This is a genomic window from Pseudarthrobacter sp. RHLT3-21 (assembly GCF_059383495.1).
This window is the reverse complement of sequence record NZ_JBWZCI010000027.1, coordinates 15921-40070: the sequence shown is the minus strand read 5'-3', so window position 1 is coordinate 40070 and position 24150 is coordinate 15921. Positions and strand designations below refer to the sequence as shown.

Here is a 24150-nt window from a genome sequence, read left to right as displayed (position 1 = left end):
ATCCGAATTGAGGGTCACCGGCCCGAAGGCGGGTCCGCTATTCGGCGGCCACCTTCTCCTGTTTGTCGGCACCAATCCGTGCCGACAGGCGCCGGCGGCGTTTGCCCACAAATCCCAGAATCACGCCAGCGCCAAGTGCTATGAAGATAGTCAGTGATATCGGGTCCGTAACGAAGATGGTGAAACTGCCACCAGAGAGCAGGAGCGACTGCCGCACGGAGCTCTCCAGGATCGGTCCAAGAACGAAGGCAAGCACCAGCGGTCCTGGGTCAAACCCAGTCTTTTTCATGAGCCAACCGATCACGCCGAACACGAGCACCACCCACATGTCGAACACGTCATTGCTGATCGAGAAGACACCCACCATGACAACCAGCAAGGCAAAGGTGACGAGGATGCCGGCACGGATCCGGAGCATCTGGACGAAGAACCCGACCAAGGGAATGTTCAGCGCAAGCAACATCAGGTTGCCGATGAACATGGAGGCAATGACCCCCCAGAAAACCTCAGGGTTATTGGTCATCATCTGCGGCCCGGGCGTAATGCCGTGGACCAGCAAGGCCCCGAACAGCAAGGCAAGAACCACGTTCGAGGGGATTCCAAGCACGAGCAGCGGGATGAACCCGGAAGTCGAGGATGCGTTATTGGCGGTTTCGGGTCCTGCGACTCCTTCGATGGCGCCATGCCCAAATCTGCTGGGATCTTTGGCCCGGCGTTTCTCCATGGCATAGGACGCAAGGGAGGAAAGCACACCGCCGCCACCCGGAAGGATGCCGATGAAGAAGCCAAGTACAGAACCACGTGCTATAGCGCCTGACGAATCCTTAAGATCCTTTCGGGAAGGCCAGATGTTCTTGATCTTTGAGGTGAACGCCTGTACCTTTTCCGTCCGCTCCAAGTTATACAGAATCTCACCAACACCGAACAGACCCATGGAGACGGCCACAAAGTCCAACCCATCGAACAGCGACGTCTGACCGAAAGTGAACCGCGGCTTGCCCGTCACCAAATCCTGGCCGATAGCTGAAAGCAGGAGCCCCACCGCGGCCATACACAGCGCCTTGATCGTGGATCCTGTGCCCAGGGAGGTCACGAGGAAGAGCCCGAGTACCATGAGCGCCACGAAAGCCGGAGGGCCGAAAGCAAGCGCCGCATCGGCAAGCACGGGAGCCAGCAAAACCAAGCCGATGACGGACACGGTTCCGCCGACGAACGAACCAATCGCGGAGATTCCGAGAGCCGGCCCTGCACGCCCTTGCCTGGCCATCTGATAACCGTCAAAGGTCGTCACTACGGAAGCGGCTTCACCCGGCAGCCTCAGCAGCACCGAAGTGATTGTTCCCCCGTACATGGAACCGTAATAGATACCGGCCAGCAGGATGACGGCAGCAGTCGGGTCAAGGGTGAGCGTCACGGGCAGAAGAAGCGCGATCGTGGCAGTCGGCCCCAGCCCGGGCAGGACGCCGATGGCAGTACCCACAACCACGCCGATGAACACGTACAACAGGTTCATGGGGTCAAATGCCACCGAGAACCCCAGGGCAAGATTGTTCAACGCGTCCATATCAGACTCCCAAAGCCGAGAAAAGTGTAACGACGATGTCCTTCGGGAAAGGAACGCCCAACGCCACTACGAAAAGAAAATGCATGACCACCGCTCCGGCGACGGCGAGCGGCACTGCCAGCCGCCATGGTTCCTCGCCAAAGGTCTTCAGCCACAGCACGAGCATCAGGAACGCCGGGATGAGAAACCCGATCATCTGGAAAAGTACGATGAATAGTCCCAGGCTTGCCAAACCCGCGGCAATTCCCAGGGCGCGGCGATTCCACTGCTCGCATTCCGACGGGTCCTGGACAAAGAAGAGAACGGCGGCGGTTAGCGTCAGAAACGCTCCGACGATGAAGGGCCATAAACCGGCTCCCGGCTGATTCAGCTGCCCCAGTGACAGCTGGTATGCACCAATCATGGCGGCCACACCGACCAACAGTAAGATGATCGGAATGACACGAGGCCATTGTGAACGGGCCCGATTTGTGAACACCGTGACCTCCTGTGGTGCTTTGCTCCCTGTCGTGGAAGTCATGATGCTCTGCATCCCCTTTTTGCGACTTACTTCTTCAGCATGGTCTTGTAAACCGTGGCACCCTCGTCGAGGATCCCCTTGAGAGTCTCGGCGTCATCAAACTTCTCCGGGACAAAGCGTTCCCCGATGATCTCGACCGTCTTCGAGTCCTTGAGGCACGTCTCCAAGCTCCCGGCAAGCTTAGAGGTTGCTTCCTCCGGCAGCCCGGCAGGGCCGGCCAGTGCGTAGGTGGTGACAGCCAGGGTCAGGTCAGGGTAGCTGAGCTCGACGAGGGTGGGAGTGTCCGGCAGGTGCTTCTGCCGCTCTTCAGAGGAGACAGCAAGCGCCTTAAACGAACCGTCCTCGATCCGGTCAGAGACTTCGGGAGCATCGTTGATGAACGCCGCGTCCGCGTGGCCGCCCAACAGTGCTGTCGTCGCCCCCGCGCTGCCATCGAAGGGCACCACCGTGATGTCCACTCCGTACTGTTCCTCGAGCCGCTGCAGCTCTATGGCCTGGGGTGTGGACGCGCCGGATACACCGATGTTGAGCTTGCCGGGATTAGCCTTGGCTGCAGCGATGAACGCCTCGGCGTCCTTGTAGGGCGAGTCCTTCCCGACCACCAGATTCATCGGTACATGGGAAATGACTCCGATCGGGGTGATGTCGTCCTTCGAATAATCGAGACCGTTGACCAGCGGCGTCAGGACAGTCATTCCCGTCGACACAATCGCCACTGTATGTCCGTCAGCTTTCGAGCTGATCAGCTTCTGCATTCCCAGCGCCCCGGAACCGCCCGCTACGTTCTCAGCGACCACTGACTGCCCAAGCTCCTTGCCCAGACACGGAGCAAGAGCGCGGGCCGTAACATCGGTCGGTCCTCCGGCGGCGTAGGGAATGATGAAGCGGATCTTCTCGCTCGGGTACCCGCCGCCCGATTGGGCGCCAGCAGTATTGCCGCAGCCTACGACTGCAACCGACATAATTCCAACGCTGGCAAGTACACCAGCTGTGCGGGCGATTTTCTTATTCATGAGGTCTCCAGTCGCGGTGTGAGCTTCGTTGCTTACTCGTCAGCTAATAGAAGTGCACTATCAAAACTTCAGTTTCACTGAGGTTAGGGGAAAGATTAGATGTAAGTCAAGTCACATCTATGCATATGTAGTGTGTGCGAATTGGCAACCTGGAACTTCCTCTCCTACCGGAAAGTGGCGGAAGGCGTGACTCAGGTGCACCACCATTGCCATCTCGACTGCCCTCTGCTTAACTGGATCTCTGAATCGGACCACACTCTCAGGATGTCGAAATCCGAGGGAACCGTGTTTTGGGCTCATCATCGAAGTCAGGACGGAATATATGAAAGAACGTGTACTGGTCACGGGCGGAGCGGCTGGAATCGGGGCAGCGATCGTTGACCGCTGCCTCAAGGAGGGCTACGAACCTGTCGTCATTGACCGGGTGGGCTCCGGTTTTAGAGCCGATTTATCGGACAGCGAGGCCACCGCCGTGGCACTGCAGCAGGCCTTGGCGGACGGGCCGATCCATCGGCTCGTCAACAACGTCGGCATGATTAGAGTCGCTTCCATCGAAACTGTCAGCACGGAGGACCTGGAACTTACGTGGTCAGTCAACGTGCGCTCAGCCATTCAGTGCCTGCAGGCTGTTCTTCCGGCTATGAAGGAACGCGGGTTCGGACGCGTGGTCAATATTTCTTCCCGGGCGGCCCTGGGGAAGGAAGGCAGAACAGCATACGCCTCGTCGAAGGCGGCCTTGCTGGGGCTATCCAGAACCTGGGCGCTGGAACTAGGCAAACACGGCGTAACCGTCAACGCAATCGGCCCGGGACCAATCCGGACAGCGATGTTCGATGCGGCAAACCCGCCGGACGCGCCCGGTACGCGCGCGATCATCGATTCCATCCCGGTGCAGCGGATGGGGGAGCCCGAAGACATCGCCAACAGCGTGCTTCATTTCCTCGACGATCGATCCGGTTTTGTCACTGGGCAGACACTGTATGTGTGCGGGGGCAAGACGGTGGGCAGTGCGGGAATCTGACGTCCCTGTCCCAAGCTCAAAATCCAACAACAACGATCTGCATGCCGGAATCCGGCCAGCAGGCACCTACTGGAGGTTTCAATGAGGGCAGTGCGCGCAAGTAGACCGGGAGGTCCGGAAGTACTTGAAGTTGACGAGGTCCCCATTCCTGTTCCTGCGCCGGGCGAAGTGCTCATCGACGTGGCCGCCGCCGGGCTCAACCGGGCAGACGCACTGCAACGCCAAGGCAACTACAAGCTCCCTGCCGGTGCCAGCGATATCCTCGGCCTGGAAGTGTCCGGCACGATCTCAGCTCTCGGGGACGGAGTGACACAGTTTTCAGCGGGCGATGAAGTTGTAGCACTGCTCATCGGTGGCGGCTATGCGGAGCACGTCGCAGTTCCTGCGGGCCAGGTGCTGAAAGCGCCGAGCGGCATTGACCTTGTGAGCGCTGCGGCCCTGCCAGAAACAATGGCTACCGTATATTCCAACCTCTTTATGTCGGCTCGGCTTGTTCGTGGTGAGACAGTACTGATCCATGGCGGAGCAGGCGGCATAGGAACCACTGCCATCCAGCTGGTGAAGGCATTCGGAGGCAACGTAGCCGTCACGGCCGGATCGCAGGAAAAGCTGGACGCGGCCGCGGACCTGGGCGCCGACATCCTGATCAACTACAAAGACCAGGATTTTGTGGCCGAAATCAAAAAAGCTACGGCCGGACGGGGAGCCGACGTCATTCTCGACGTGGTCGGTGCAAAGTACCTGTCCCGCAATATCGATGCCCTAAACTTTTCCGGCCGACTTGTCATCATCGGGCTGCAAGGCGGAAACAAGACCGAATTCGACATCCGCTTACTGATGACCAAGCGTGCCAGCGTGATCGGCACGCTGCTGCGACCGAGGCCAGTGGAAGAGAAGACGGCCATCATGGCGGCTTTGGCCAAGCACGTCTGGCCGCTGGTGGCTGCAGGTACGGTGAAAGTGCCCGTGAACAAGACCTTTCCCCTCACGGCGGTGACCGCCGCCCACAGCTACTTCGACTCGGGCACCCATATCGGCAAAGTCCTGCTTACGGTCTAGCGGTACCAGACGGCCGCGGGAACACGTTTGGCGTCCAAACTCTGCGACCCGGCCGGGCGAGGTGAACATTGGCCCCGCCTCCATGATCACCGGCCACCCCCTGGCCATCGACGGAGACTACACCATCATCCGCTAAACCGGTCCGGTCTATCCGATCTGCCCCGGACCGTCTTTCCTAGGAGGATCTTCATGACAAGCATCGACACCATCACAACCGCGGCCGTTGTCGGCTCGGGCTACATGGGCGGGGGAATTGCCCAAGTTCTGGCGATGCACGGCTACAAAGTCGCGCTGGGTGACGTCGACGGCGCGACGGCCGAACGCGCACGCTTCAGGCTCGTTGAACAGGCTCGGGGGTTCGAGGCCCGCGGGTTGTTTCCGGAAGGGGCCTCCGAGGTCATCGAAGGAAACCTCACCGCTGCGGGCAGCATAGAAGAAGCCGTGGCCGCGGCGGACTACATCGCCGAAGCGGTTCCCGAAGAACCCGCATTGAAGGCCGGTATCCTCCGCAGGATCTCGGCCGCCGCACCGCCCACGGCGGTCATCGCCTCTAACACCTCCGCCATCCCCATCGAAGAACTTGCCCTATCGGTGGTCGGTCCGGAGCGGTTCCTCGGCGTCCACTGGATGAATCCTGCCCCCTTCATCCCGGGGGTTGAACTCATACCCGGCCCGCACACCGCCCCCGGTGTCGTTGACCTCGCCGAGGAGCTCGTTCGTGGCCTGGGCAAGACACCGGCCCGGGTGGCAGACACGCCAGGATTCGTCGCCAACCGGCTCCAGTTCGCCCTCTACAAGGAAGCAGTCCGGATCGTTGATGACGGCGTCGCCACACCCGAGCAGATCGACTCCGTTGTGAGCAACACGTTCGGATTCCGCCTCGCGCTCTTCGGACCCTTCGCCATCGGAGATATGGCCGGACTCGACGTTTACGAATCCGCGTACCGCACCCTCGAAAAAGCGTACGGCGATCGTTTCTCCGCCCCGGAGGCGCTTTCAGCGACGGTCAAGGGCGGAAACCTAGGGCTGAAAAGGGGTCGCGGTTTCCTAGACATCGACACCGCAGACCAGGCAGCCCTCCTGGCCTACCGAGACAACGCCTATGCACGCTTGTCGCAGCTCCGTGCAGACCTCGGCGAGGCCCCCGGGCTCTAACCAGCTCTGGGACAACCGCCAAACCACCACCACGATCCTTATGGAAGATCCGGCGGAACTACCGGAAAGAGCGGTTCTCCCCCGCTGACATCAAATTTGCGGCGCGTAGGACCTCCCGCCTGGTCCCGCGTCTTCCGCTGGCGCCCGGGCTTGCCCCGGCAGTCGCGGCAGGCCTGCTGGATGCACGGCTTAGTGCAACGGAGCAAGACAAGGAACTTGTCGCCCGCTGAGTCCGAAGTCCCGCAGAGGCCTTGGATCAGACTTCTGCGGGACATGGTCAGTTGGACGACGAGCGCCTTGTAGCTATGGGTCGGGGAGGCCCCTTCTAGTTGCCAAGCAACTACTGGTACGCGTGCATATTCGATTTCGAACTGTTCGTGGCTGTGGAACAGCGCTGTAGGACCATGCCTGCCTAAAGTTAGGCGAGGTCGAACACGGCCTCTTCTATAGCCGGACCCGGACCCGGAAAGTCCGGAGAACCCAGGGCATGGGCCAAGAGTTTCGTCCAGTTGGGGCATGCCCCATCTGGGCGTCAGGAATGAACCACCTCTCACGTCAGGCTGGGGTTGCCTTACCGTAAGTTGACGCCCGCCGCCAGATGTCTTGGAGCTCAACCTGACACTGGACAGAGGCGCTGTTATCAGCGACTACACAGATTTAATCGGAACTTCGTGGGTGATTAACTCACGAGTGAGAGTGCCGGAGGTCCCGACGGCGGTGTCCAAGTTTCCGCTCAGCTGACGGACGATGCGTTCCAGGAACGCCGGGGCCAGCGGGGCGGCCCCGCACCCTTCGTTCTCAATCGCACGGCGCACCAGCTCGGCGGGGGACCTGCTCTCTGTCTGGTCAAGGATCAGGGAGCGGGGGCAGCCGGCCATGGTCCATTCAGCCGGCACGTCGGTGTAGGGCAGGCTGACCTGGTACACACAATGGCTGCTTACGCGTGATCCGAGCTGGTTCTCGAGCCAGTTCTTGAGCGCGTGGAGTGAGCTTGGCGACTGCGCCACGGGGCTCTGAATCTTGCGCTTATTGGCTCGGTCCGACTGGTACCACTGTCCATCCGCGACGGTGACCTGACCGCCTTTGACCTCGATGGCCGCCATGCCCACCCCGGGCCAGAGGACCAACAGGTCAATCTCGTATTCGTTCCGGCCGTCGCGGACATGGACGGAGTGGGCAAGGACGACGTCGTCCGGGAGGCTTTTCCTCAGCGCGTCCCAGACCGCCTTCTCCGCGAGCTGTCCGTCGCCGAATTTCGGTTCCTCCGGTATGCACCTCATGGCTGCCCCCAAAACTAGTTCGCTTGAGTCTACGATGACGGACAGAATAAATCGGAAATATCATTCCGACTCGGCCCATACCAGCCTCAGGACCCGGCAAGCCAAGACAATTCGGAAATATTGTGCGGATTCGTAATGTCTAGGGGACAATAGGCGGTGAAAGCAGTCAAATGAGCACTATTTTTCAGAAAGGTGGCGCTATGGAGGACATCGCGGCCATAGGCGCCAGCATACAGCGCGCCCGCAAGGAGGCCGGTGTTACCCAAGGGACGCTGGCGGACCTGATCGGTACGTCCTCCCGGACCATCCACGCCATCGAAACCGCGACCGGTAATCCTTCGCTGGTAACGGTCGCCGCCGCGGCCAACGCTGTGGGGCTGCACCTTAGGGCCACTGGTGACTGAGGACCTGGGGCGCCTGAAATTTGTCCGCAGCGCGGACGTGTACAAGGCGGGCGTCCTGGCCGGTAATCTGAACCGGACCGGCCGCGGCAGTGTTGTCTTTTCCTATAGGCCCGACTACCCCGCCTCGGGCGGCCGGACTGTCGCCACCACCCTGCCCGTCACCGCGGAGCCGGTGGAAGCCCCCAGTGGTGCACTGCCCTGCTTCTTCTCTGGCCTCCTGCCCGAAGGCCACCGCCTTACCGTGCTTAAGGACGCCGTGAAGACGAGCCTGGGCGATGAACTGAGCCTTCTTCTGGCCGTCGGCGCCGACGTTCCCGGCGACGTTCAGATCGTACCCACTGGGGAATTTCCTGTGGAGCCCCGGCCGCTGGCGGACACGTCGCACCCGGAGGATCTGGACTTTGCCTCCCTGGCTGAAGCGGTAGATCCGCACGGGCTGCCGGGGGTCCAATCCAAGGCCAGCGCGTCGATGTTGACGACGCCGCTCGCCCTGGCCAACCGCCGGTACCTGCTCAAACTGGATCCGCCTCAGCACCGGCACTTGGTCCTCAACGAAGCAGCCCACCTCACTGGGGCAAAAGCCCTGAAAATCCCGGTTGCCAAGCACAGTGTTGTCACCGACCGGAACGGCCTGCCCGGCCTGCTTGTTGAGCGGTTCGACCGCACCCAGGGCGACGGGCTGCTGCGTCTGGCCCTGGAGGATGCCGCGCAGGTCCTAAACCTCCCTCCGGCATCAAAATATGCTGTGAGCTCGGAGGAAGTAGCGCTGGCACTGGCCGGGCTGTGCAAAGCTAAAGTCATCGCCGTAAGGAACCTCTACCTGCAGTTCGTCTTCGCATGGCTGACCGGCAACGGCGACCTGCATGCCAAGAACGCGTCGGTCCTGGAGGGCCGGCATGGCGGCTGGGTAGTGGCACCGGTCTACGACATCCCGTGCACGCTGCTTTATGGTGACGACACCATGGCTCTGACTGTCGCCGGCCGGGTGAAGAACCTCAAGGCCAGGCATTGGCAGGAATTCGCCGCCAGCATCGGGCTGCGGGAAAGAGCGGCCACAGCCGCCAACAAAATAGCCCTGACGGCAGCCGCCGCCATCGACCTGGACACTCTGCCCTTCACCGGATCGCCGCTGAACGGGGCGCTGCGGGAACTGCGGTTCCGCCGCGCCGAGCTGATCCCGAGCGTCGAGTAGCAGGAAGAGCCTACGACGGCGGCACCTTGCTTGGCTGCCGCCGTTCGCGTTCAGGCGGCCAGGTCCATATTTCCCTGGTCGACGAGGCCGGCCGCCATGCGCAGAGTGTCATCTGCCGGGAGATTGGCCTCCTTGTGCCTGCGGGCCATGACCGCCAGCCGGTCAGCGAGAATGTTCAGCTGGTGATCCGCGTGGCCTTTGACCCAGAGGAACTCGACGTCGGCGAATGCAACCAGCGTCTGGATCCGCTGTACTTCCTCGCGGCAGGCAAACGTCGGTTGTCCGCGATGGCAGCCGCTGTCGTCGAGCATCCTGACGGCCGTGAGGTTGTCGGAGGACACGGTGACGGCGCAGCGTCCGTCCAAGACGCCCGTGTACGCGTTCTTGGCAGCACCGAGGGCCAGCCGGATCGCCCGCAGCTCGCTTTCCAGAATGCTTCCGCCGCTCACGGCCTTCAGGCCTGGACGAAGCGGCAGCCCCTTTCCGAAATCCAACACCCAGCCGTGCCCTGCCCACGGCGTACGGTGCCCGATCGAGGCGTCTGTGGCAATCTCCAGCCGGCAAAACAGTCCACTAAGTCTCTCGGCGACGGCCTTTTCTGTGGCCACCACCCCCGCCGCCGGAGGATAGGAAAAATCAACAGGAAGCCCAAGCGCCAGCAACCGTTCGCCCGCAGCATCCAGGCCGGAAAAGACGGGTTCGTCCCGGCCTGGAGCCAATTCGGATACGGCGTGAACGGCCTCGGCGTAGGCTTTGCCCCAGTGCGGTCCTGCTGCGGCCTCGGTGATCCAGCCGGATCGTACTCCGAGCACGGTTGCTTCAACCGTTCGTGCCACGGCCCACAGAACGAGGCCCCGCCGGTGCACGACGAGAACGGTGAGCCCTGAACGCTTTGCGACAGCTTCTGCGGCCGAAAGGGCTCGGCGTAGCGGCGGGGCGGGGAACGGCATTTGGACCTCCTTGCAGCGGAATAACGGTTGCTGGGAAGGCTACGCGCGACCACTGACATTTTGTGGCAGGGTTCCTGGGCTTAGGCCGGTGTCCCGTCGTGGACTGTCACGCTGGACAGTTCGATGAGGCCGTCGGCGCACTTCCAATAATGGAGGCGCCGTGCCGCCGCAACATTCTGTTAGATGGAGAGTCTCCAACAGACGTCCTGGCCGTTGTTGCGGGTCATGACCGCGGATCCTCCGGAAGCATTAGTGCGGAATTGGTGGGCTTCCCGGGCGCTGAGCTTTGCTGGATCGTTCACCAGGAGGTCAACGACGGCTTTGAAGGCTTTCTTCTGCTTTTCCTTGGGTTGCGCGCTGAGGCTCTGGAGAAAGTCCTCTCCGATCCGGTAGCGTCGCAGCGGCAGCCGGTGCAGGAAGCCGAAGTTTTGTTCCGGGTCCAGGAACACACGTTCAGGGGTTGCCTCCTCCTTGCGGACACCGCGCAACTTCTTCCTCAAATCGGAGAGCTGCTTGTTTGCGGCGGCCAGGTCACGGAGAAGACGGCGGGTCCACCTCGATGATTTCGCCTTCGCCGAGCAGATCGGCGCCCTTGGGTGCCATCTCAAACCGGGACCCCGGCGTCCAGTCCGACTTGATGTTCATGCCGAACTGGTACTTGCCGCGGATCTCGCTGTCCGTGATGGCTTCCCAGAGCCGTTCCGGGGTGGTTTTGATGTAGATTTCGAAGATCTTTTCCATGGGACTTTCCAATCTGGTTTGAGGTCGCTGAGGGCAGCGGCCCATGGTTGTGCGTATTTGCTGACCCAGCGGTCGTGGACCAGGCGGATGGGCACCGGATTAAGGAAATGCAGTTTCTCCCGGCCCCGGCGGCGGGTGACCACCAGGCCGGCTTCCTCCAGTTGCTTGAGGTGCTTCATGACCCCGTAGCGGGTCATGTCGAAGCGTGCCTCGAGGGCGTGAAGAGTCTGCCCGTCTTCCCGGACGAGCTCGTCGAGGAGGTCTCTGCGGGTGGGGTCGGCCAAGGCCTTGAATACGGCGTCCACGCTTCTTACATCAGCTGCCGCAACACTGCCCGGCAGAATCTGGCGATGACCGCCCCGATAATCCAGGGGCTCGGACCCTCGCAAAAGCTGGGATGACCGCCCCGGTGCTTCAGAGCGTCCCGTTGCCCGGAAGCGATGCGCCCGCTGACTTTGTGGTCGCGTTTGTCCTCCCCGGAGGCTTGACTGCCGAAACGGCGCCGGTCCCAGCGGACCCCGAGGTCAGGATCCGGGCGGTACCGGGCTCCGCTGGCCGCGGCTGTCCGCTTCTCGGGCAGCGGCTCCGAAACAGCCTTTGCGCGCCGAAACGACGGGTTGCAGGCTGCTCTGACCCTGGCCGGTCTCACGGCTGCGGGGCCGCCGCGGTTTGCCCGCTTCGATCCGCCCTTCAAGCCGTGGTTCCTGCGCCACAACGAGGTCGTACAAGTCGTGGAGGAGCCTCTCGCTGCTCCCGGAACGCCCGGAGTCTGACGGCGAAATACCACCGCTCGTCGTGAATTTCCTACCGCCTGGCGCACTAATCGTACGTTTGCTTATGTTCTGCACCATGATTGCCGGAGGCAGTGGCCCCACATAGGGTCATTCGCCTCAAGATCGTTGGACACCGATGTCTTCGACAAGCAATGGGAGCAATATGGGCTGGCTGGACCGTGAACGAACTGTTGCCCCGCCGGGATTCAACCGGTGGCTGGTGCCGCCCGCGGCGCTCGCCGTCCACCTCTGCATCGGCCAGGCTTACGCCACGAGTGTGTACAAGACGGCACTGGTCAAGCATTTCGGGGCCAGCCTGACCGAAATCGGCGTGATCTTCTCGATCGCCATCGTGATGCTGGGTCTCTCGGCTGCCATCATGGGCACGTGGGTGGACAAGAACGGTCCGCGCAAGGCGATGTTCACCTCGGCCATGTTCTGGGCCAGTGGCTTCCTGATTGGCTCGCTCGGCATTTTCACAAACCAGCTGTGGCTCGTCTACCTCGGCTACGGCTTCGTCGGCGGCATCGGCCTGGGCATCGGCTACATCTCGCCCGTGTCCACCCTGATCAAATGGTTCCCGGACCGGCCCGGCCTCGCTACCGGCATGGCCATCATGGGTTTCGGCGGCGGCGCGCTGATCGCCAGCCCGGTGTCCCAGGCCCTGCTCAAAATGTACGATCCCGACTCCGGCGCCCCGGGCTGGGTGGCCAGCGGCGACGCCGTGGGCAAGCTCTTCGTGACCCTCGCCGTCGTCTACCTCGCATACATGCTCTTCGGCGCCTTCACCATCAGGGTCCCGGCAGAAGGCTGGCGGCCTGCAGGTTTCGATCCCGCCAAGGTCAAAGCCGCCACGCTGGTCACCAATGAGAACGTCTCCGCCAAGAACGCCATCAAGACTAGGCAGTTCTGGCTGGTGTGGGTTGCGCTCTTCTGCAACGTCACCGCCGGCATCGGCATCCTGGAACAGGCCGCGCCCATGATCCAGGACTTCTTCAGGGGGTCCGACGGCGTGTCCCTGGTCAGTGCCGGCGTCGCCGCCGGGTTCGTGGGGCTGCTCTCCATCGGCAACATGGCGGGCCGCTTCGCGTGGTCCGCCACCTCCGACGTCACCGGCCGCAAGCGGATCTACATGGTGTACCTCGGCGTTGGCGCTGTGCTCTACACGGTGCTGGCGCTGGCCGGTTCCACCACCACCGTCCTCTACGTGGCGCTCGCCTTCGTCATCATTTCCTTCTACGGAGGCGGCTTCGCCACCGTTCCCGCCTACCTGCGGGACCTCTTCGGGACCTTCCAGGTGGGGGCTATCCACGGCCGGCTGCTGACCGCGTGGTCTGCCGCAGGAGTCGCGGGGCCGCTGATTGTCAACGCGTTCCTGGACGCACAGGGCAAACCGGGCCAGCTGAACGCCGCCTCCTACCAGCCCGCGCTGCTGACCATGGTGGCGCTGCTGGTGATCGGGTTTGTGGCCAACCTGCTGGTCAAACCTGTCGACGCACGATTTCACGAACCCCGCCCCGACGCGCAGCCGGCACGAACGAGTCATGGAGGCCTGAAATGAGCACAGCACACAACCCTGGCGCACAGGCGCCCGTCAAAGCGTCCACCGGCAGGCTGGCCGTGGCCTGGGCCCTCGTGGGGGTGCCGCTGGCCTACGGTGTCTATGAAACCCTGACCCGCGTGGCGGCACTGTTCGGGTGAGCGCAGGGGTGAATGAGCGCTGAGTGAACCGGGACATGAGGCCGTGCCGCAAGCTACTCGCCGGATGCCTGCGACTGTAATGACCCTTGAGCCGCCGGCCGCCTCCACAGCGCCACCGGGAGGACCGCGACCCACAGCAAAAACGCCCCGATGCTGATTCTCGCGCCGATGCCCGGCACCAGGTTCGGTCCCGGTGCCGCCTTGGCTCGCCGGAAATGCGCCAATGTTGCCGCCCTACCGGCGGAGGACCCGCCGTCGGGCATTCACGACGGCGGCACCCGTGGTGGGTGCCACCGGTCACCTTAGGTGTACATGAGCGAGCCGGGGTGGTGAGCTTTCGCCAGTTTCCAGCCGCGTCTTCAGGTCCCCCTCGGGGAACTCGAGACGAGTCCGGAACGCCTTGTGCCCGACATAAGCGCGCAGGGTGGCAATGCCGTATGCCAACGGCCCGATATGCCGCGTCAGGCGGGGGCTGAGAGCTTCGGTAACAGCCACCGACAGGCCCACGGACGCGACGTTGAGGAATGGCTCACCGTTGGCCCGGCCGAGGTCGATGTCCACCACCTTCCCGTCTGCGACGGTAGCGCACGCCTCGGCCAGATTATTCGGTATCTCCAGCCTGCGGGCGAAGTCATTGGCGGTGCCCAGCGGAAGAACGCCGAGCATAACGTCGGTGCCGGCAATTCGACCGGCGGCGCAGGTCACCGTCCCGTCGCCGCCACCGACAACGATCAGGTCGTGCCCGTCCGCAACCACCCGATCAAGCGTTTCGACGAGCTCTGCCCCCGACCGCACGTGGTGCACGGCGGAGATCGGGACGCCTGCCTCCTGCATCGTGTCCACCGCAAGTTCGTGTGCCGCCCCTCGGCGTGATCCGGCGTTGATGACAACGGCGGCAGAGCGGGCGTCCCGGGCAGCCTACATGTGGGACATGTTAGGTCGTTGACCCGTGAATTCCCCTAGCCCGAGTGGGTGTGGGATCGAGTGCAGTCCCGGCCTCCCTGCCCATGACCCTGGCGGCCGAAGCGCAGTCCCTCGAAGCGGGGGACCGGGTCCTCTGCAGGGGCGTCGGATCCGGACTCAACCCATGATGGAAATGGTTTGGTAGCCGCCAAAAGGCCCGGCGTGGACCCGGAATGGTCGCGCAAGATCGATGTGGTGTCCACTTCAGGCGCCGATGCGCCGGTCACAGTGCGCCGCTGGCACCTGCTGGACAATGGTGCGCAGCTATCCCGCCTCGGCCTGGCTCCCGCCGGAACGCTGGTGTGCGGCCGCCGGCGCCGTTCGTGGAAGCCCCGGTAAGGCGTTAACCGCCAATCTCGGTGTCGGGGCGGTTGTCCTCAAGCCACTTGGCTATCCGCTGCCCCCGTTTCGCGATGAACTTCAGAGTGGCCTCCCGGTACGTCACGTATTCATCGGTTGTGGTCGGTGTCCCGGGACGCTTGAAGTTGTCGAACGGCAGGTAGAACCGAACCTCGTCGTAGTCGGGAGTCACGAGGTCTTGTAGGTGGAAGAAGTCCACGAACTCCGTGAACCCTTCGAAGAGCGCGAAGAAGTCCGCGTAGGCGTTGATGACATCGGCGAGGGGGCTCTCTGGTTCTCCTGCGTAGTGACGCCGGATGCACTCAAGGGTGAGGTCCATGCGGTCAGCGATCAGCGACCTGAGCCCTCGTGCCGTGTTCATGGTGGGCCGGTCCTTCGACCTGACGGGCCAAATCATCGAACTGCCGATCGTGTACGGCGGGTTGAGGTAGCGGGCCCGCTGCTCCTCGTTGAGAGCGGCGATGGCGTCGACCAGAGGCCTCGGACGTAGCCAGTTGGTGTAGGAGTTCGTGATGGTGTCGCTGCCGTACCAATGCCTCGCTCCGGAGGTGTCCGTGAAGATGAGGTAGCCGTCCCGACGAGCCGGTGGCGCTTTCGGGGCGAAAACGACGCCGGAACGCAGTTTCTGGGTCCACAGCAGCTCATGGAGCGACCGGAGCTTCGGACTGTCCCTGTCCGCGTCGGGCCTGGTCCTCGCAGGCTTGTCGGTCTTGTAGTCGAATGAAGTATCGAAGACCCGCACTTCGGGGGAGTGTGGCTGCCACCCCCGGACTTCGTCAAGCACACGGATGGGTTCTCGCGTGCGATAGGACCGGGCGGCGTTGCCGGGAAACTTCTTGTCGCTCAGGTTCGAATCGTCCTCGAAGGGGCCGGTGGGTTCCACCCGGTAGATCCTGCCTAATCCCTCGCCCGCGCTGAGTTCAGCGCCCCACCTGGCCGCATCGAGGGTAGGGGTGAAGTAGATATGGTTGGTCGCCTTCCGTCCCCCGAAGTTGGAGGCGTAGCCGGGGACTAGCAGGTTCCCGGCTTGCAGGTTTGCCTTGGTGCCGTGGTAGAACGGCCCTGGATCATTGGGACCGGCCATTGCCTTCCGCATGACCATGTTCACTCATCGTTTTCCCCCATTAGTCTGTGCAGCTAATGCCGTGATGCTAGTTCTTCATGGGATTGAAAGATTCGTTCTTGAGGCAATTTTGCGCTGATCTTTCGCCCACCCCGTTCTGGTCGGCCGCCCGGAACGGTGAACCAACGGCGTAGTCTGCAAGGCCCCGCGGCCGCCAGGGTCAGCCCGCCACCGCCGCCTTCGCGGCCTGCGAGGCCTCCATCCACTCGCTCAGCCAAGGGGCCCGCACGCTCGACGTGATCCGGCAGTCGGCCACGAAGGTTCCCTTGGCACCGGCGTCGATCCAGTCCTTGAGCGCGGAAAGGTCCGCCAGCGAGCGGATGATTGCCGACGTGGCACCGAGCGCGCGGGCGATGCCGCTGAAGTCCACCTCGGGGATCAGCATCGGCTTTTCGGTCAGGCCTTGGGAGCCGTACTGATGGATTTCGGCTCCGTAGGCGGCATCGTTGTAGATCACGACGACGGCGCTGCTCGCCGCCCCAATCAGCGATTCGAGGTCGGACAGGCCCATCAGGAAACCGCCGTCACCGGAGGCCAGCACCAGGGTGCGGCCGTCCTCCACTGCGCGGGCTGCCCCGACGGCGCTGGCAAGGCCCAGCCCGATGGCCTGGTAGGCGGTCCCCACCATGACCAGGTCCTGCGGCCTCGGGATGCGCCAGTACATGGGTGCCCAGCCGACGAAGTGCCCTCCGTCCTGGACCACCGTGCGGCGCTCCGGCAGCACCGCATCCAGTGCCGTGGCAAGCGAGCGCGGGTCCAGCCGTCCGTCCGGCGTCTCGGCTGAGCCTGGATGGTGGGCCGGTCCTTCGGCCAGGCGCTTGCGGGCTTCCGCGCGCCAGGGTTCTGCGCGGCTGGGGCTCGGCGAGGCCGGGCCATCCAGCATCCTCAGGATGTGTCCCGCAGCAGACTTCACGTCCGCGCTGACGAAGGTATCCACCCGGGGGTGTGTCGGCTGCAGGGCGGCATCGATCTGGATGACGGTGCTGTCCGGGCCGAGCAGGTGCCCGAACCGCATGGTGAAGGGGCTCAGGCTTGCCCCGGCCACGAGGACCACATCAGCCTCACCCATGAGCCCGGCCGCGGTGTCCGTGCCGAAGCCGCCCGCGACGCCGAGATACCCCTCGCCCTGGAGGAGGTTGAGCGCCAGGGCGGTTCCGGCGGTCAGCGCGCCGAGGCGGTCGGCGAGCTCCCGGAGCTCCGGGCCGGCTCCGGCGAGATGCGCACCGCGGCCGGCGAGGATCAGCGGCCGCTTCGCCCCGGCGAGCAGGCGGGCTACCTGCCCGAGGCGGCCGTCGACGTCGTCAATCACCGCCGCTGCCAGCGGCTCGGGAAGCTCTTCGTCCGCAGCCTCGAGTGCCGCGAGGTCGTAGGGAATGGCAATGACGACGGCGGTGCGCTTGGTCAGTGCGTACTCCACCGCCTGCTGCGTGATGGAGCCCGCGGCTTCGCGGGTGACGGTGAAGGTCGCCGCGCCGAGGGCTGCGGCGATTGCCGCCTGGTCCACGTCCCAGGGCCGGGCGCCACTGCTGGGAGCGTCCCCGGTGACCAGCACCACGGGGATTTGCGCCTGGACCGCCTCTGCGAGGGCGGTGAGTGCATTGGTGTAGCCGGGGCCGTAGGTGGTGGTGCCCGCGGCGAGACGTCCTGAGGTCCGGTAGTAGGCGTCGGCCGCGGCGATGGCGGCGCCTTCATGGCGGACGGGGGAGAAGCGGAGGCCCAGCTTTTCCGCGGCGTCCAGGAAGTAGACGTTTCCGTTGCCCATCACGCCGAAGACATCGCTGAGATAGCTGCTGAGAACCTGCGCCACGCGGCCGGAGACGGTAAGTGAAGTCATGCAGGAATCTTCTGCTCTGGCTCCAGGATAGGCAAGAGAGCCAAGTGTGGGTGGGATATTTGGCAGGGAAATGCAGTCACAAATGAAAATTTGCCCACTTGTGGCGTGCGTCACCTGTGTTTACTTGGAAGGGCGGGATTCCTGCTCCGATAGCCGGCTCAGGAGGCCGTCGTAGCGGGGCGGCATGAGTTCCAGCACAGAAATGGCCGTGCTGGTCCGTTGGATCCCCTCGATTTCCAGGATCTGGTTGGTGATGCGGTAGAGATCGGCCGTACTGCGTGCCACCACCTTTGCCATGAGGTCCGCGTCCCCGGTGGTGGCGTGCACCTCGATGACCTCCGGGATCGAGGCGAGCCCGTCTTCCACCGCGCCTGTCCGGGTCTGGCTGATGGACAGTGAGAGGAAGGCCATCAGGTCATAGCCAAGCGCGGCGGGGTCCAGCCTCCGGCTGAAGGAGCGGAGGGCGCCGCTGCGCTCGAGCCGTGCCAGCCGGGCATGGACCGTGTTCCGTGCGACGCCGAGCGTCCGCGAGAGTGCCAGGGCGCTGGCTTCGGGATCCTTGTCGAGGGCCAGGATGATCCTGCCGTCGAGGGAATCCACGGTGCGGGGGTTCGGGATGGTCATATTTTCACCACAGACAGTAGAAGTTGAGCAGAAGTCCCAATGGGTTGAGCGTATCTTGCAATGTGGGCCGGGTCACAACATGATCGTTCCTCATGACCCGTGATCAGCTCCTGACCGCACCGGACACCGCGCTTCCCACCCTTCGTGGCGCTGTGGCCGGACTTCCGTCCTACGTTCCGGGCCGGCGCAGCGCCGGCATGGCAGCCCTCGCCAGCAACGAAAGCCACTACGAACCACTGCCCGCTGCCACCGCCGCGGTGGCCGCAGCGGCCGGTACTATGAACCGCTACCCTGACAGTGCCGCCGTCGAACTCCGTGAACGGATTGCGCAACACCTCGGCGTCACGGCCGGAGAGGTCGCGGTGGGGCCCGGCAGCGTCGGCGTCCTCCAACAGATCGTCACCGGACTTTGCGACGCCGGAGATGAAGTGATCTTCGCGTGGCGCTCCTTCGAGGCCTACCCCATCCTGATTGAGCTGGCAGGCGCCCGGCCGGTCCGCGTTCCACTGGACGGCGCTGAGGGCCACGACCTCGATGCCATGGCCGCGGCCGTCACTGCCCGCACGAAGGTCATCCTGCTGTGCACTCCCAACAATCCCACCGGCGTGCCGATCAGCCATGAACGCATCGAGGCGTTCCTGCAATCCGTCCGCTCGGACATCCTCGTGGTGATCGACGAGGCCTACGTGGAATACGCCGAAGCGGGCAGCGGCCCCGATTCCCTGGCGCTCTACCGCCAGTACCCGAACGTCTGCATCCTGCGCACCTTCTCGAAGGCCTACGGGCTCGCCGGCCTGCGCGTGGGATACGCCGTGGCGGCGCCAGGCATCGCTGAGGGGCTGCGCCGGACCGCCCTTCCCTTCTCCGTGAGCGCGCTGGCCCAGAAGGCGGCCGTCGCGTCGCTGGACGCCGGAGAGGAGATGGAAGCCCGGGTCACCGCCGTCAAGCAGGAGCGCGCCCGGATGGCGGCCCAGCTGGAGGCCCAGGGCTGGAAGCTGCAGGCGAGCCAGGGCAACTTCCTGTGGATCCGTGCGGATGACCGCCTCCAGGCGAGGCTGGTGGATGCGTTTGACCGCGCGGGCATCCTGGTCCGGGCGTACCAGGGGGACGGTGTGCGGATCACCGTTGCCGACCCGGCCTCCAACGATCGCGTGCTCGGGCTTTTGGAAACCCACGCAGCCTCGACAAACGACTGACCTGAAACCTCATCCGTTCCACTAACAACCAGAGGACTCTCCATGGAACAACAGACAAAGACGTCTGCCCGCCCACTCGGCGCCGCACTCAAACCCCGCCAGCTCACCATGATGGGGCTCGGAAGCGCCATCGGCGCGGGCCTCTTCATTGGCTCCGGCGCGGGCATCCAGGCTGCCGGCCCGGCCGTGCTGATCTCCTACCTCGTGGCCGGCACCCTCATCATCCTGGTGATGTGGGCCCTCGGCGAGATGGCCGCCGCCAATCCGGACAGCGGCGCCTTCTCCGTCTATACCGCCAAGGCCTACGGGCCTGTGGCCGGTGCCACGGTGGGCTGGCTCTGGTGGCTGCAGCTCGTGGTGGTCATCGCGGCCGAAGCGCTCGGTGCGGCAGGCCTGCTTTCCACCATCTTCCCGCCACTCCCGGTGTGGCTGATGGCCTTCGTGTTCATCGTGGTGCTCACCGCTGTGAACCTCACCAGCGTGAAGAACTTCGGCGAGTTCGAGTTCTGGTTCGCCCTGCTCAAGGTCGCAGCAATCGTCGGGTTCCTCCTGGTGGGCGCGGCCCTGCTGTTTGGCTGGCTGCCGGGCGTGCAGTCGCCGGGCCTGGCCAACTTCACCGGAGACGGATTCGCGCCCGATGGCTTCGCCGGGATCGCCACGGCACTTTTCGTGGTGGCATTTGCGTTCGGCGGCACCGAGATCGTGTCCGTGGCGGCAGCTGAGACCGCCGAGCCTGCCCGCAGCGTGCGGACAGCAGTCCGGACCGTGCTGTGGCGCATCCTGGTCTTCTACATCGGTGCGATCTTCGTTATTGCGGCTGTGGTTCCCGTGGGTTCGGCGGGGCTGAAGAGCCCGTTCGCCGCCGTGCTGGAAGCCGCGGGCATGCCCGGCGCCGCCACCGCCATCACCCTGGTGGCCGTCGCAGCACTCCTCTCCGCCCTCAACGCCAACCTGTACGGTGCGTCCCGGATGGCGTTCTCCCTCGCCGAGCGGGGTGAAGCGCCGCGTCTGCTCGCTTCCGTGTCCAAGGCGCGTGTCCCGGTTGTCGCAGTCCTGGCCAGCGTCGCTTTCGGCGTTGTCACGGTTGTGCTGGAGTTGGCCTTCCCGGAGAAGGTCCTTCCCATCCTGCTCAACATCGTGGGTTCGACGTGCCTGCTGGTGTGGACGTCCGCGCTCCTCGCCCAGCTCGCGCTGCGCCTCCGCGCCGACCGCGAGGGAACGGAGCTTCCCCTGCGGATGCCCGGCTTCCCGTGGCTCACCTGCTTTGGCCTGCTCATCCTCGCGGCGATCTTCACGGTGGGCTTCATCGGCGAGGATTCCCGCCCCCAGCTCCTGAGCACTTTCGGACTCGTCGCGCTCTTGGCTGTGGCGAACTGGCTCCACCACCGTTCCGGCAAGGTTTCGCCGGTTGTCGAGTCTTCGGACCGAGCCAAGGACCCGGTTCTCATCGACTGAATCTTGTGCCGTCAACCAGTTGGCGGTTCACGGCATACGAAGGGCGCGTCCGGTCTGGCCGGGCGCGCCCTTTGCCATGCATGCCGGGGTGGCGATGTTGCCGGGCTAAAGGCGGTACGTGGCCGCGCTGGCTCCGGCCGCACATCCGAACGCTGGAGACGGCCAAGCGACGCTAGCGCTGCGGCACATCAGGGCCCAAATCCTCTTGCATGGGAACCGAAGGCAATTTTCAGGATTTTTTACTGAAAATATATTTTCTGTAGACATTCGTGAAAACCTATGTCATCGTGTATCTATCAAACCGCTTCAAGAGGAGGCAACAGTGAGCTCGCGAGTCCCAGCCCAGCGTTCATTGCACCTGATCGACATCGAGAACCTAATTGGAGCGGGGCAGTTCCTGCCCGAGGCCGCTGCCACCGCTCTGAGCGCCTATCGAAACTTGGTTCGTGTGGCGGGGGACGATCATGAAATAGTTGGCGTGTCGAGTCGTCGGGCCCTGCTCGCTGTTTACTCGTCAGGGTTTAGAGGGCGCGTTGTCTATGCCGAAGGCCGCGATGGAGCGGATCGCGCTTTACTTGAAGTCCTGATCAGCGAAAGCGTGCCCGAGCGCTTCGGAAAGCTCTACTGTGCTTCGGGGGATGGCATATTTGCGGAAGTGGTGGCGCTCATGGGACTTCGCGGCGTACATGTGACCGTCGTGGCCAATCCAAAGGGGTTGGCTAAACGGCTTAGACTCGCGGCAGGAGACGTGCTGTCGATTGATATTTGGGCGAACGACGAGGAGGCGGCGTAGTGGAAAGTCGGGGGACTAGGCAACATGTTTCGCCGTCGCAAGTCGCCGCCCTGGCTGGTGTAGCTCCTTCAACAGTCAGTAATTGGCGTGCGCGTTCAAGCTCTTTTCCTTCTCCTTCCGGGGGAAGTAGCGCCCGTCCACTGTTCGACATGGATGAAATCCTGACTTGGCTGAAGAGTTCGGGCAAAGTCATGGCACTTCCTGAAAAAAGTGCCACTGCCCTAAGGGTTGGTGCTTTGTTGCAGCGCCTTGCCCCTACGGCAGACCACTTGGCGCTGATGCTCCCGCTTATGTGCATAGCTCATGCCGTTCGGTCGGGACGTTTGGTCCTCAAGATTGGCGATTTAACCGAGGTCTCGGTTCTCAAGAAGCTGAGAAAGGCGGCCCTAAAGCTGCCCCATGCTGACTCTGTGATCAAAGAGGCAGTTGAGGATAGTCTCGAATTTTTTGTTGGCCATGAGACCGTTTTGTTGACCTTGTGGAGACTTTTTCTTGAGCAGGATCTACACACGCTTGAGGAGGAACTGCTGCGAGCCGCCCGGAAGGCAGCTCGGCAATCGCAGTATTCGGGGGACCCGAGAGACCTAGCCGAGTTGCTCACTGGCCTGTTTGGTCCGGTAACGGGCCGCTTTGGTGATCTTGCATGTGGATACGGTGAGGTGCTCTCGTTGCTTGCCGATTCAAACTCCAGGGCGGAGCTCCATGGAATTGATGTCGATACTCGCGCCGTAACCGTCTCTTCCTGCCGTATGTTTCTTCGCGACGTTCAAGCTCAAGTAACTCTGGCGGACGTTCTGACCCGCGAAGGCAGTCACTATGACGCCCTCGTTTTGTCACCGCCTTTGGGCCTGCGGCTGAGTGAGCACCGAAGCTTGGAATCCGGCGTGTTTCCTTTCGGATTGCCTAAGGACCGCAGCATGGACCTAGGCTGGCCGCAAATTGCTATTGAACGTCTCCATGCAGATGGAACTGCGGCCGTCGTGGTCCCAGCGACTTCTCTATATAGGGCAGGCAAGACTCGCGAGATCAGACAGAAGTTGCTAAGCCTCGGGTGTATCGAGGGCGTTATGGGTCTTCCGAGGGGACTACATTTTGGTACAGGCATTGCTTCGGCTGTTCTGATCGTGCGGAAGTCAGGTCAGTCGCGGCGCAAGGGCGAGGTTTTTATGGCCGATCTGGAGTCAGATCAGCGGGGCGGGCTGCGTGGAATTGACCGTGCCATCGAAGACTTCAAGTTGTGGCTTGAAGGGTATCTCATCCCAACGTCCGCCTCTGTGTCGGTGCCTGTCCTGTCACTCCTCGCTCCTGAAGCAAGTCTGAATCCCGCCTACTGGCTGGCGACGGCTAACCCAGTTGATGTTGGAAAGCTCTTGAAGGAATACGATTCCGCAGTGGAAAAATCTCGGAAGAGCTTGCATGACCTTATTGAGGTGAGCTCAAAACCTCGCAGTCTGCGTAGGGTAGGGCCTCATGATTTAGTGAATGTTAGTGAACTAGGCGTTCGTATTATCCGAGGTCTCCCCATACCCGGGAAGGTGGATATTACGGCCTCACTCGGAAATGTCCCGGTATTGACTTCTGAAGGCGTAGACGGTGTCGCTTGGGTTTCTCACTACGCAGATAGCGATGAGATTCCCAGCCAGGTGCGAACTATGGTGGGCGATGTGGCTATTGCAATTCATAACGGTGAGATGCAAATTGCAGTTTGCGAAGAAAGCGGGTTTCTCGTGGACAAAGGCGTTACGCTTTTGCGTCCCGACCCTAATAGCGTTGATTCCTACTATCTGGCTGCTGCACTTCTATCTGAGGCCAATAGCAGCACTGTCGTGGGCAACCTGACGATGCGTATTGACGCTGAGCGACTGCGCGTTCCTAAACTTCCATTTGAGGAGCAGCAAGGCATCGGCAACGAATATAAGGAGGTCCTCCATCTCCGCGAAAGTATTACTGAAGCCTCCGTGGGCATTAGTCAGCTTCAGGAGGCGATGGCGCGTGCAATCGCGTCAGGGACAACCGCATTTGGTTGACCTAAGAACCATTTGCGATTAAAACTTCGTAGGTAAGCGCACTGTTGGATACCTATAACGACTGGCGGGTTACAAAAAACGCTTAGCGACTAAGAACTTTTTGTAACTCAAGGAATGTCCGGGGCGGCGGCTATGTTGCTCGCATGGCTAAAGACGAAGCGACAAGGAAAAAAGCTGCGACAAGGAGGTGTCCGGTCTGTGGGCATGAGGCTTGGCGCATCATTTACGGCATGGTTATGCCCGATGCCAGGGAGCAGTATCCGAAAGCGGAGTTTGCCGGCTGCGTCATGGTGGAAGAACAACGGATCTATCTTGCCACCGGCAAAGTTGAGTGGGGAACGCCGGACTGGGCGTGTCAGAATCCCGAGTGCGGCCACCGCTGGTGGTAGCCGCACCAGTGTT

General features: G+C 62.7%; 24 protein-coding genes and 2 pseudogenes. 14 read left to right on the top strand and 12 right to left on the bottom strand.

What is annotated here, in order from left to right:
• Positions 1–37: 37 nt before the first annotated feature.
• Genes AC50YA_RS20190 through AC50YA_RS20180 form a run of 3 tightly spaced genes read right to left on the bottom strand, consistent with a single transcriptional unit; the run spans position 38 to position 3097 of the window.
• Positions 38–1564, bottom strand: a complete 1527-nt coding sequence (locus tag AC50YA_RS20190) for a tripartite tricarboxylate transporter permease (protein WP_494983976.1) — start codon at positions 1562–1564, stop codon at positions 38–40.
• Between the two features lies 1 nt (position 1565).
• Entirely contained in the window at positions 1566–2084 is a 519-nt protein-coding gene (locus AC50YA_RS20185; RefSeq protein ID WP_494983975.1) for a tripartite tricarboxylate transporter TctB family protein, read from the bottom strand.
• 26 nt (positions 2085–2110) lie between these two features.
• Complete coding sequence (locus tag AC50YA_RS20180) at positions 2111–3097, bottom strand: tripartite tricarboxylate transporter substrate binding protein (RefSeq protein ID WP_494983974.1); 987 nt, start codon at positions 3095–3097, stop codon at positions 2111–2113.
• A gap of 322 nt (positions 3098–3419) precedes the next feature.
• On the opposite strand from AC50YA_RS20180, the gene AC50YA_RS20175 reads away from it, so the two are divergent.
• The 3 genes from AC50YA_RS20175 to AC50YA_RS20165 all read left to right on the top strand — a co-directional run bounded on the left by AC50YA_RS20175 (position 3420) and on the right by AC50YA_RS20165 (position 6332).
• On the top strand, positions 3420–4118 hold the full coding sequence (locus tag AC50YA_RS20175) for an SDR family oxidoreductase (RefSeq protein ID WP_494983973.1): 699 nt from the start codon (positions 3420–3422) through the stop codon (positions 4116–4118).
• An 81-nt stretch (positions 4119–4199) separates the two neighbouring features.
• Complete coding sequence (locus tag AC50YA_RS20170) at positions 4200–5177, top strand: NAD(P)H-quinone oxidoreductase (RefSeq protein WP_494983972.1); 978 nt, start codon at positions 4200–4202, stop codon at positions 5175–5177.
• A gap of 189 nt (positions 5178–5366) precedes the next feature.
• Entirely contained in the window at positions 5367–6332 is a 966-nt protein-coding gene (locus tag AC50YA_RS20165; protein WP_494983971.1) for a 3-hydroxyacyl-CoA dehydrogenase family protein, read from the top strand.
• 647 nt (positions 6333–6979) lie between these two features.
• Here the strand turns inward: AC50YA_RS20165 and AC50YA_RS20160 are convergent.
• Positions 6980–7612, bottom strand: coding sequence for a nuclease-related domain-containing protein (locus AC50YA_RS20160; RefSeq protein ID WP_494983970.1), 633 nt, complete (start codon positions 7610–7612; stop codon positions 6980–6982).
• 170 nt (positions 7613–7782) lie between these two features.
• Between AC50YA_RS20160 and AC50YA_RS20155 the strand changes: the two genes are divergently transcribed.
• Together AC50YA_RS20155 and AC50YA_RS20150 are read left to right on the top strand one after the other, a co-directional pair.
• Positions 7783–8016: a helix-turn-helix transcriptional regulator gene (locus AC50YA_RS20155; protein WP_494983969.1), complete on the top strand. Its 234-nt coding sequence runs from the start codon at positions 7783–7785 to the stop codon at positions 8014–8016.
• On the top strand, positions 8009–9208 hold the full coding sequence (locus AC50YA_RS20150; protein WP_494983968.1) for a type II toxin-antitoxin system HipA family toxin: 1200 nt from the start codon (positions 8009–8011) through the stop codon (positions 9206–9208). The genes AC50YA_RS20155 and AC50YA_RS20150 overlap by 8 nt, the downstream gene beginning before the upstream one ends.
• A 50-nt stretch (positions 9209–9258) precedes the next feature.
• On the opposite strand, the gene AC50YA_RS20145 is transcribed toward AC50YA_RS20150, so the two are convergent.
• The 3 genes and pseudogenes from AC50YA_RS20145 to AC50YA_RS20135 all read right to left on the bottom strand — a co-directional run.
• Positions 9259–10158, bottom strand: coding sequence for a ribonuclease HI (locus tag AC50YA_RS20145; RefSeq protein WP_494983967.1), 900 nt, complete (start codon positions 10156–10158; stop codon positions 9259–9261).
• A gap of 179 nt (positions 10159–10337) precedes the next feature.
• The gene (locus AC50YA_RS20140; RefSeq protein ID WP_494983966.1) at positions 10338–10658 is read right to left on the bottom strand and encodes a hypothetical protein; all 321 of its coding nucleotides are present in this window, start codon (positions 10656–10658) and stop codon (positions 10338–10340) included.
• Between the two features lie 43 nt (positions 10659–10701).
• Positions 10702–11204 (bottom strand): annotated as a pseudogene (locus AC50YA_RS20135) (ArsR/SmtB family transcription factor); the annotation flags it as partial.
• 183 nt (positions 11205–11387) lie between these two features.
• On the opposite strand from AC50YA_RS20135, the gene AC50YA_RS20130 reads away from it, so the two are divergent.
• From AC50YA_RS20130 to AC50YA_RS20120, 3 genes are all read left to right on the top strand, one after another.
• Complete coding sequence (locus tag AC50YA_RS20130; protein WP_494983992.1) at positions 11388–11672, top strand: heme-binding protein; 285 nt, start codon at positions 11388–11390, stop codon at positions 11670–11672.
• 163 nt (positions 11673–11835) lie between these two features.
• Positions 11836–13233, top strand: a complete 1398-nt coding sequence (locus AC50YA_RS20125; protein WP_494983991.1) for an OFA family MFS transporter — start codon at positions 11836–11838, stop codon at positions 13231–13233.
• Positions 13230–13373 (top strand): MFS transporter small subunit, encoded by a 144-nt coding sequence (locus AC50YA_RS20120; RefSeq protein WP_494983965.1) that lies wholly within the window; start codon positions 13230–13232, stop codon positions 13371–13373. Before AC50YA_RS20125 ends, AC50YA_RS20120 begins: the two co-directional genes overlap by 4 nt.
• A 297-nt stretch (positions 13374–13670) precedes the next feature.
• Here AC50YA_RS20120 and AC50YA_RS20115 read toward each other — a convergent pair whose 3' ends face one another.
• On the bottom strand, positions 13671–14258 hold the full coding sequence (locus AC50YA_RS20115) for a diacylglycerol/lipid kinase family protein (RefSeq protein ID WP_494983990.1): 588 nt from the start codon (positions 14256–14258) through the stop codon (positions 13671–13673).
• A 216-nt stretch (positions 14259–14474) separates the two neighbouring features.
• Between AC50YA_RS20115 and AC50YA_RS20110 the strand changes: the two genes are divergently transcribed.
• Positions 14475–14675, top strand: a complete 201-nt coding sequence (locus AC50YA_RS20110) for a hypothetical protein (RefSeq protein ID WP_494983964.1) — start codon at positions 14475–14477, stop codon at positions 14673–14675.
• Between the two features lie 4 nt (positions 14676–14679).
• Here AC50YA_RS20110 and AC50YA_RS20105 read toward each other — a convergent pair whose 3' ends face one another.
• The 4 genes and pseudogenes from AC50YA_RS20105 to AC50YA_RS20090 form a co-directional block, all read right to left on the bottom strand.
• Complete coding sequence (locus AC50YA_RS20105) at positions 14680–15438, bottom strand: DUF6994 family protein (protein ID WP_494983989.1); 759 nt, start codon at positions 15436–15438, stop codon at positions 14680–14682.
• Positions 15436–15798 (bottom strand): annotated as a pseudogene (arr, locus tag AC50YA_RS20100) (NAD(+)--rifampin ADP-ribosyltransferase); the annotation flags it as partial. The pseudogene arr and the gene AC50YA_RS20105, both read right to left, overlap by 3 nt.
• A gap of 181 nt (positions 15799–15979) precedes the next feature.
• A complete protein-coding gene (locus tag AC50YA_RS20095; RefSeq protein WP_494983963.1) occupies positions 15980–17653 on the bottom strand; it encodes a thiamine pyrophosphate-binding protein in 1674 nt (557 codons plus the stop codon).
• 120 nt (positions 17654–17773) lie between these two features.
• Entirely contained in the window at positions 17774–18277 is a 504-nt protein-coding gene (locus tag AC50YA_RS20090; protein ID WP_494983962.1) for an Lrp/AsnC family transcriptional regulator, read from the bottom strand.
• 92 nt (positions 18278–18369) lie between these two features.
• Here AC50YA_RS20090 and hisC point away from each other — a divergent pair, with 92 nt between their 5' ends.
• From hisC to AC50YA_RS20065, 5 genes are all read left to right on the top strand, one after another.
• A complete protein-coding gene (hisC, locus tag AC50YA_RS20085) occupies positions 18370–19473 on the top strand; it encodes a histidinol-phosphate transaminase (RefSeq protein ID WP_494983961.1) in 1104 nt (367 codons plus the stop codon).
• Positions 19474–19515: 42 nt separating this feature from the next.
• Positions 19516–20928: an amino acid permease gene (locus AC50YA_RS20080; RefSeq protein WP_494983960.1), complete on the top strand. Its 1413-nt coding sequence runs from the start codon at positions 19516–19518 to the stop codon at positions 20926–20928.
• A 118-nt stretch (positions 20929–21046) separates the two neighbouring features.
• A complete protein-coding gene (locus AC50YA_RS20075) occupies positions 21047–21721 on the top strand; it encodes a hypothetical protein (protein ID WP_494983959.1) in 675 nt (224 codons plus the stop codon).
• A gap of 149 nt (positions 21722–21870) precedes the next feature.
• Positions 21871–23748, top strand: a complete 1878-nt coding sequence (locus AC50YA_RS20070; protein WP_494983958.1) for an N-6 DNA methylase — start codon at positions 21871–21873, stop codon at positions 23746–23748.
• Between the two features lie 143 nt (positions 23749–23891).
• Positions 23892–24137: a hypothetical protein gene (locus tag AC50YA_RS20065; protein ID WP_494983957.1), complete on the top strand. Its 246-nt coding sequence runs from the start codon at positions 23892–23894 to the stop codon at positions 24135–24137.
• The last annotated feature ends 13 nt before the right edge of the window (positions 24138–24150 follow it).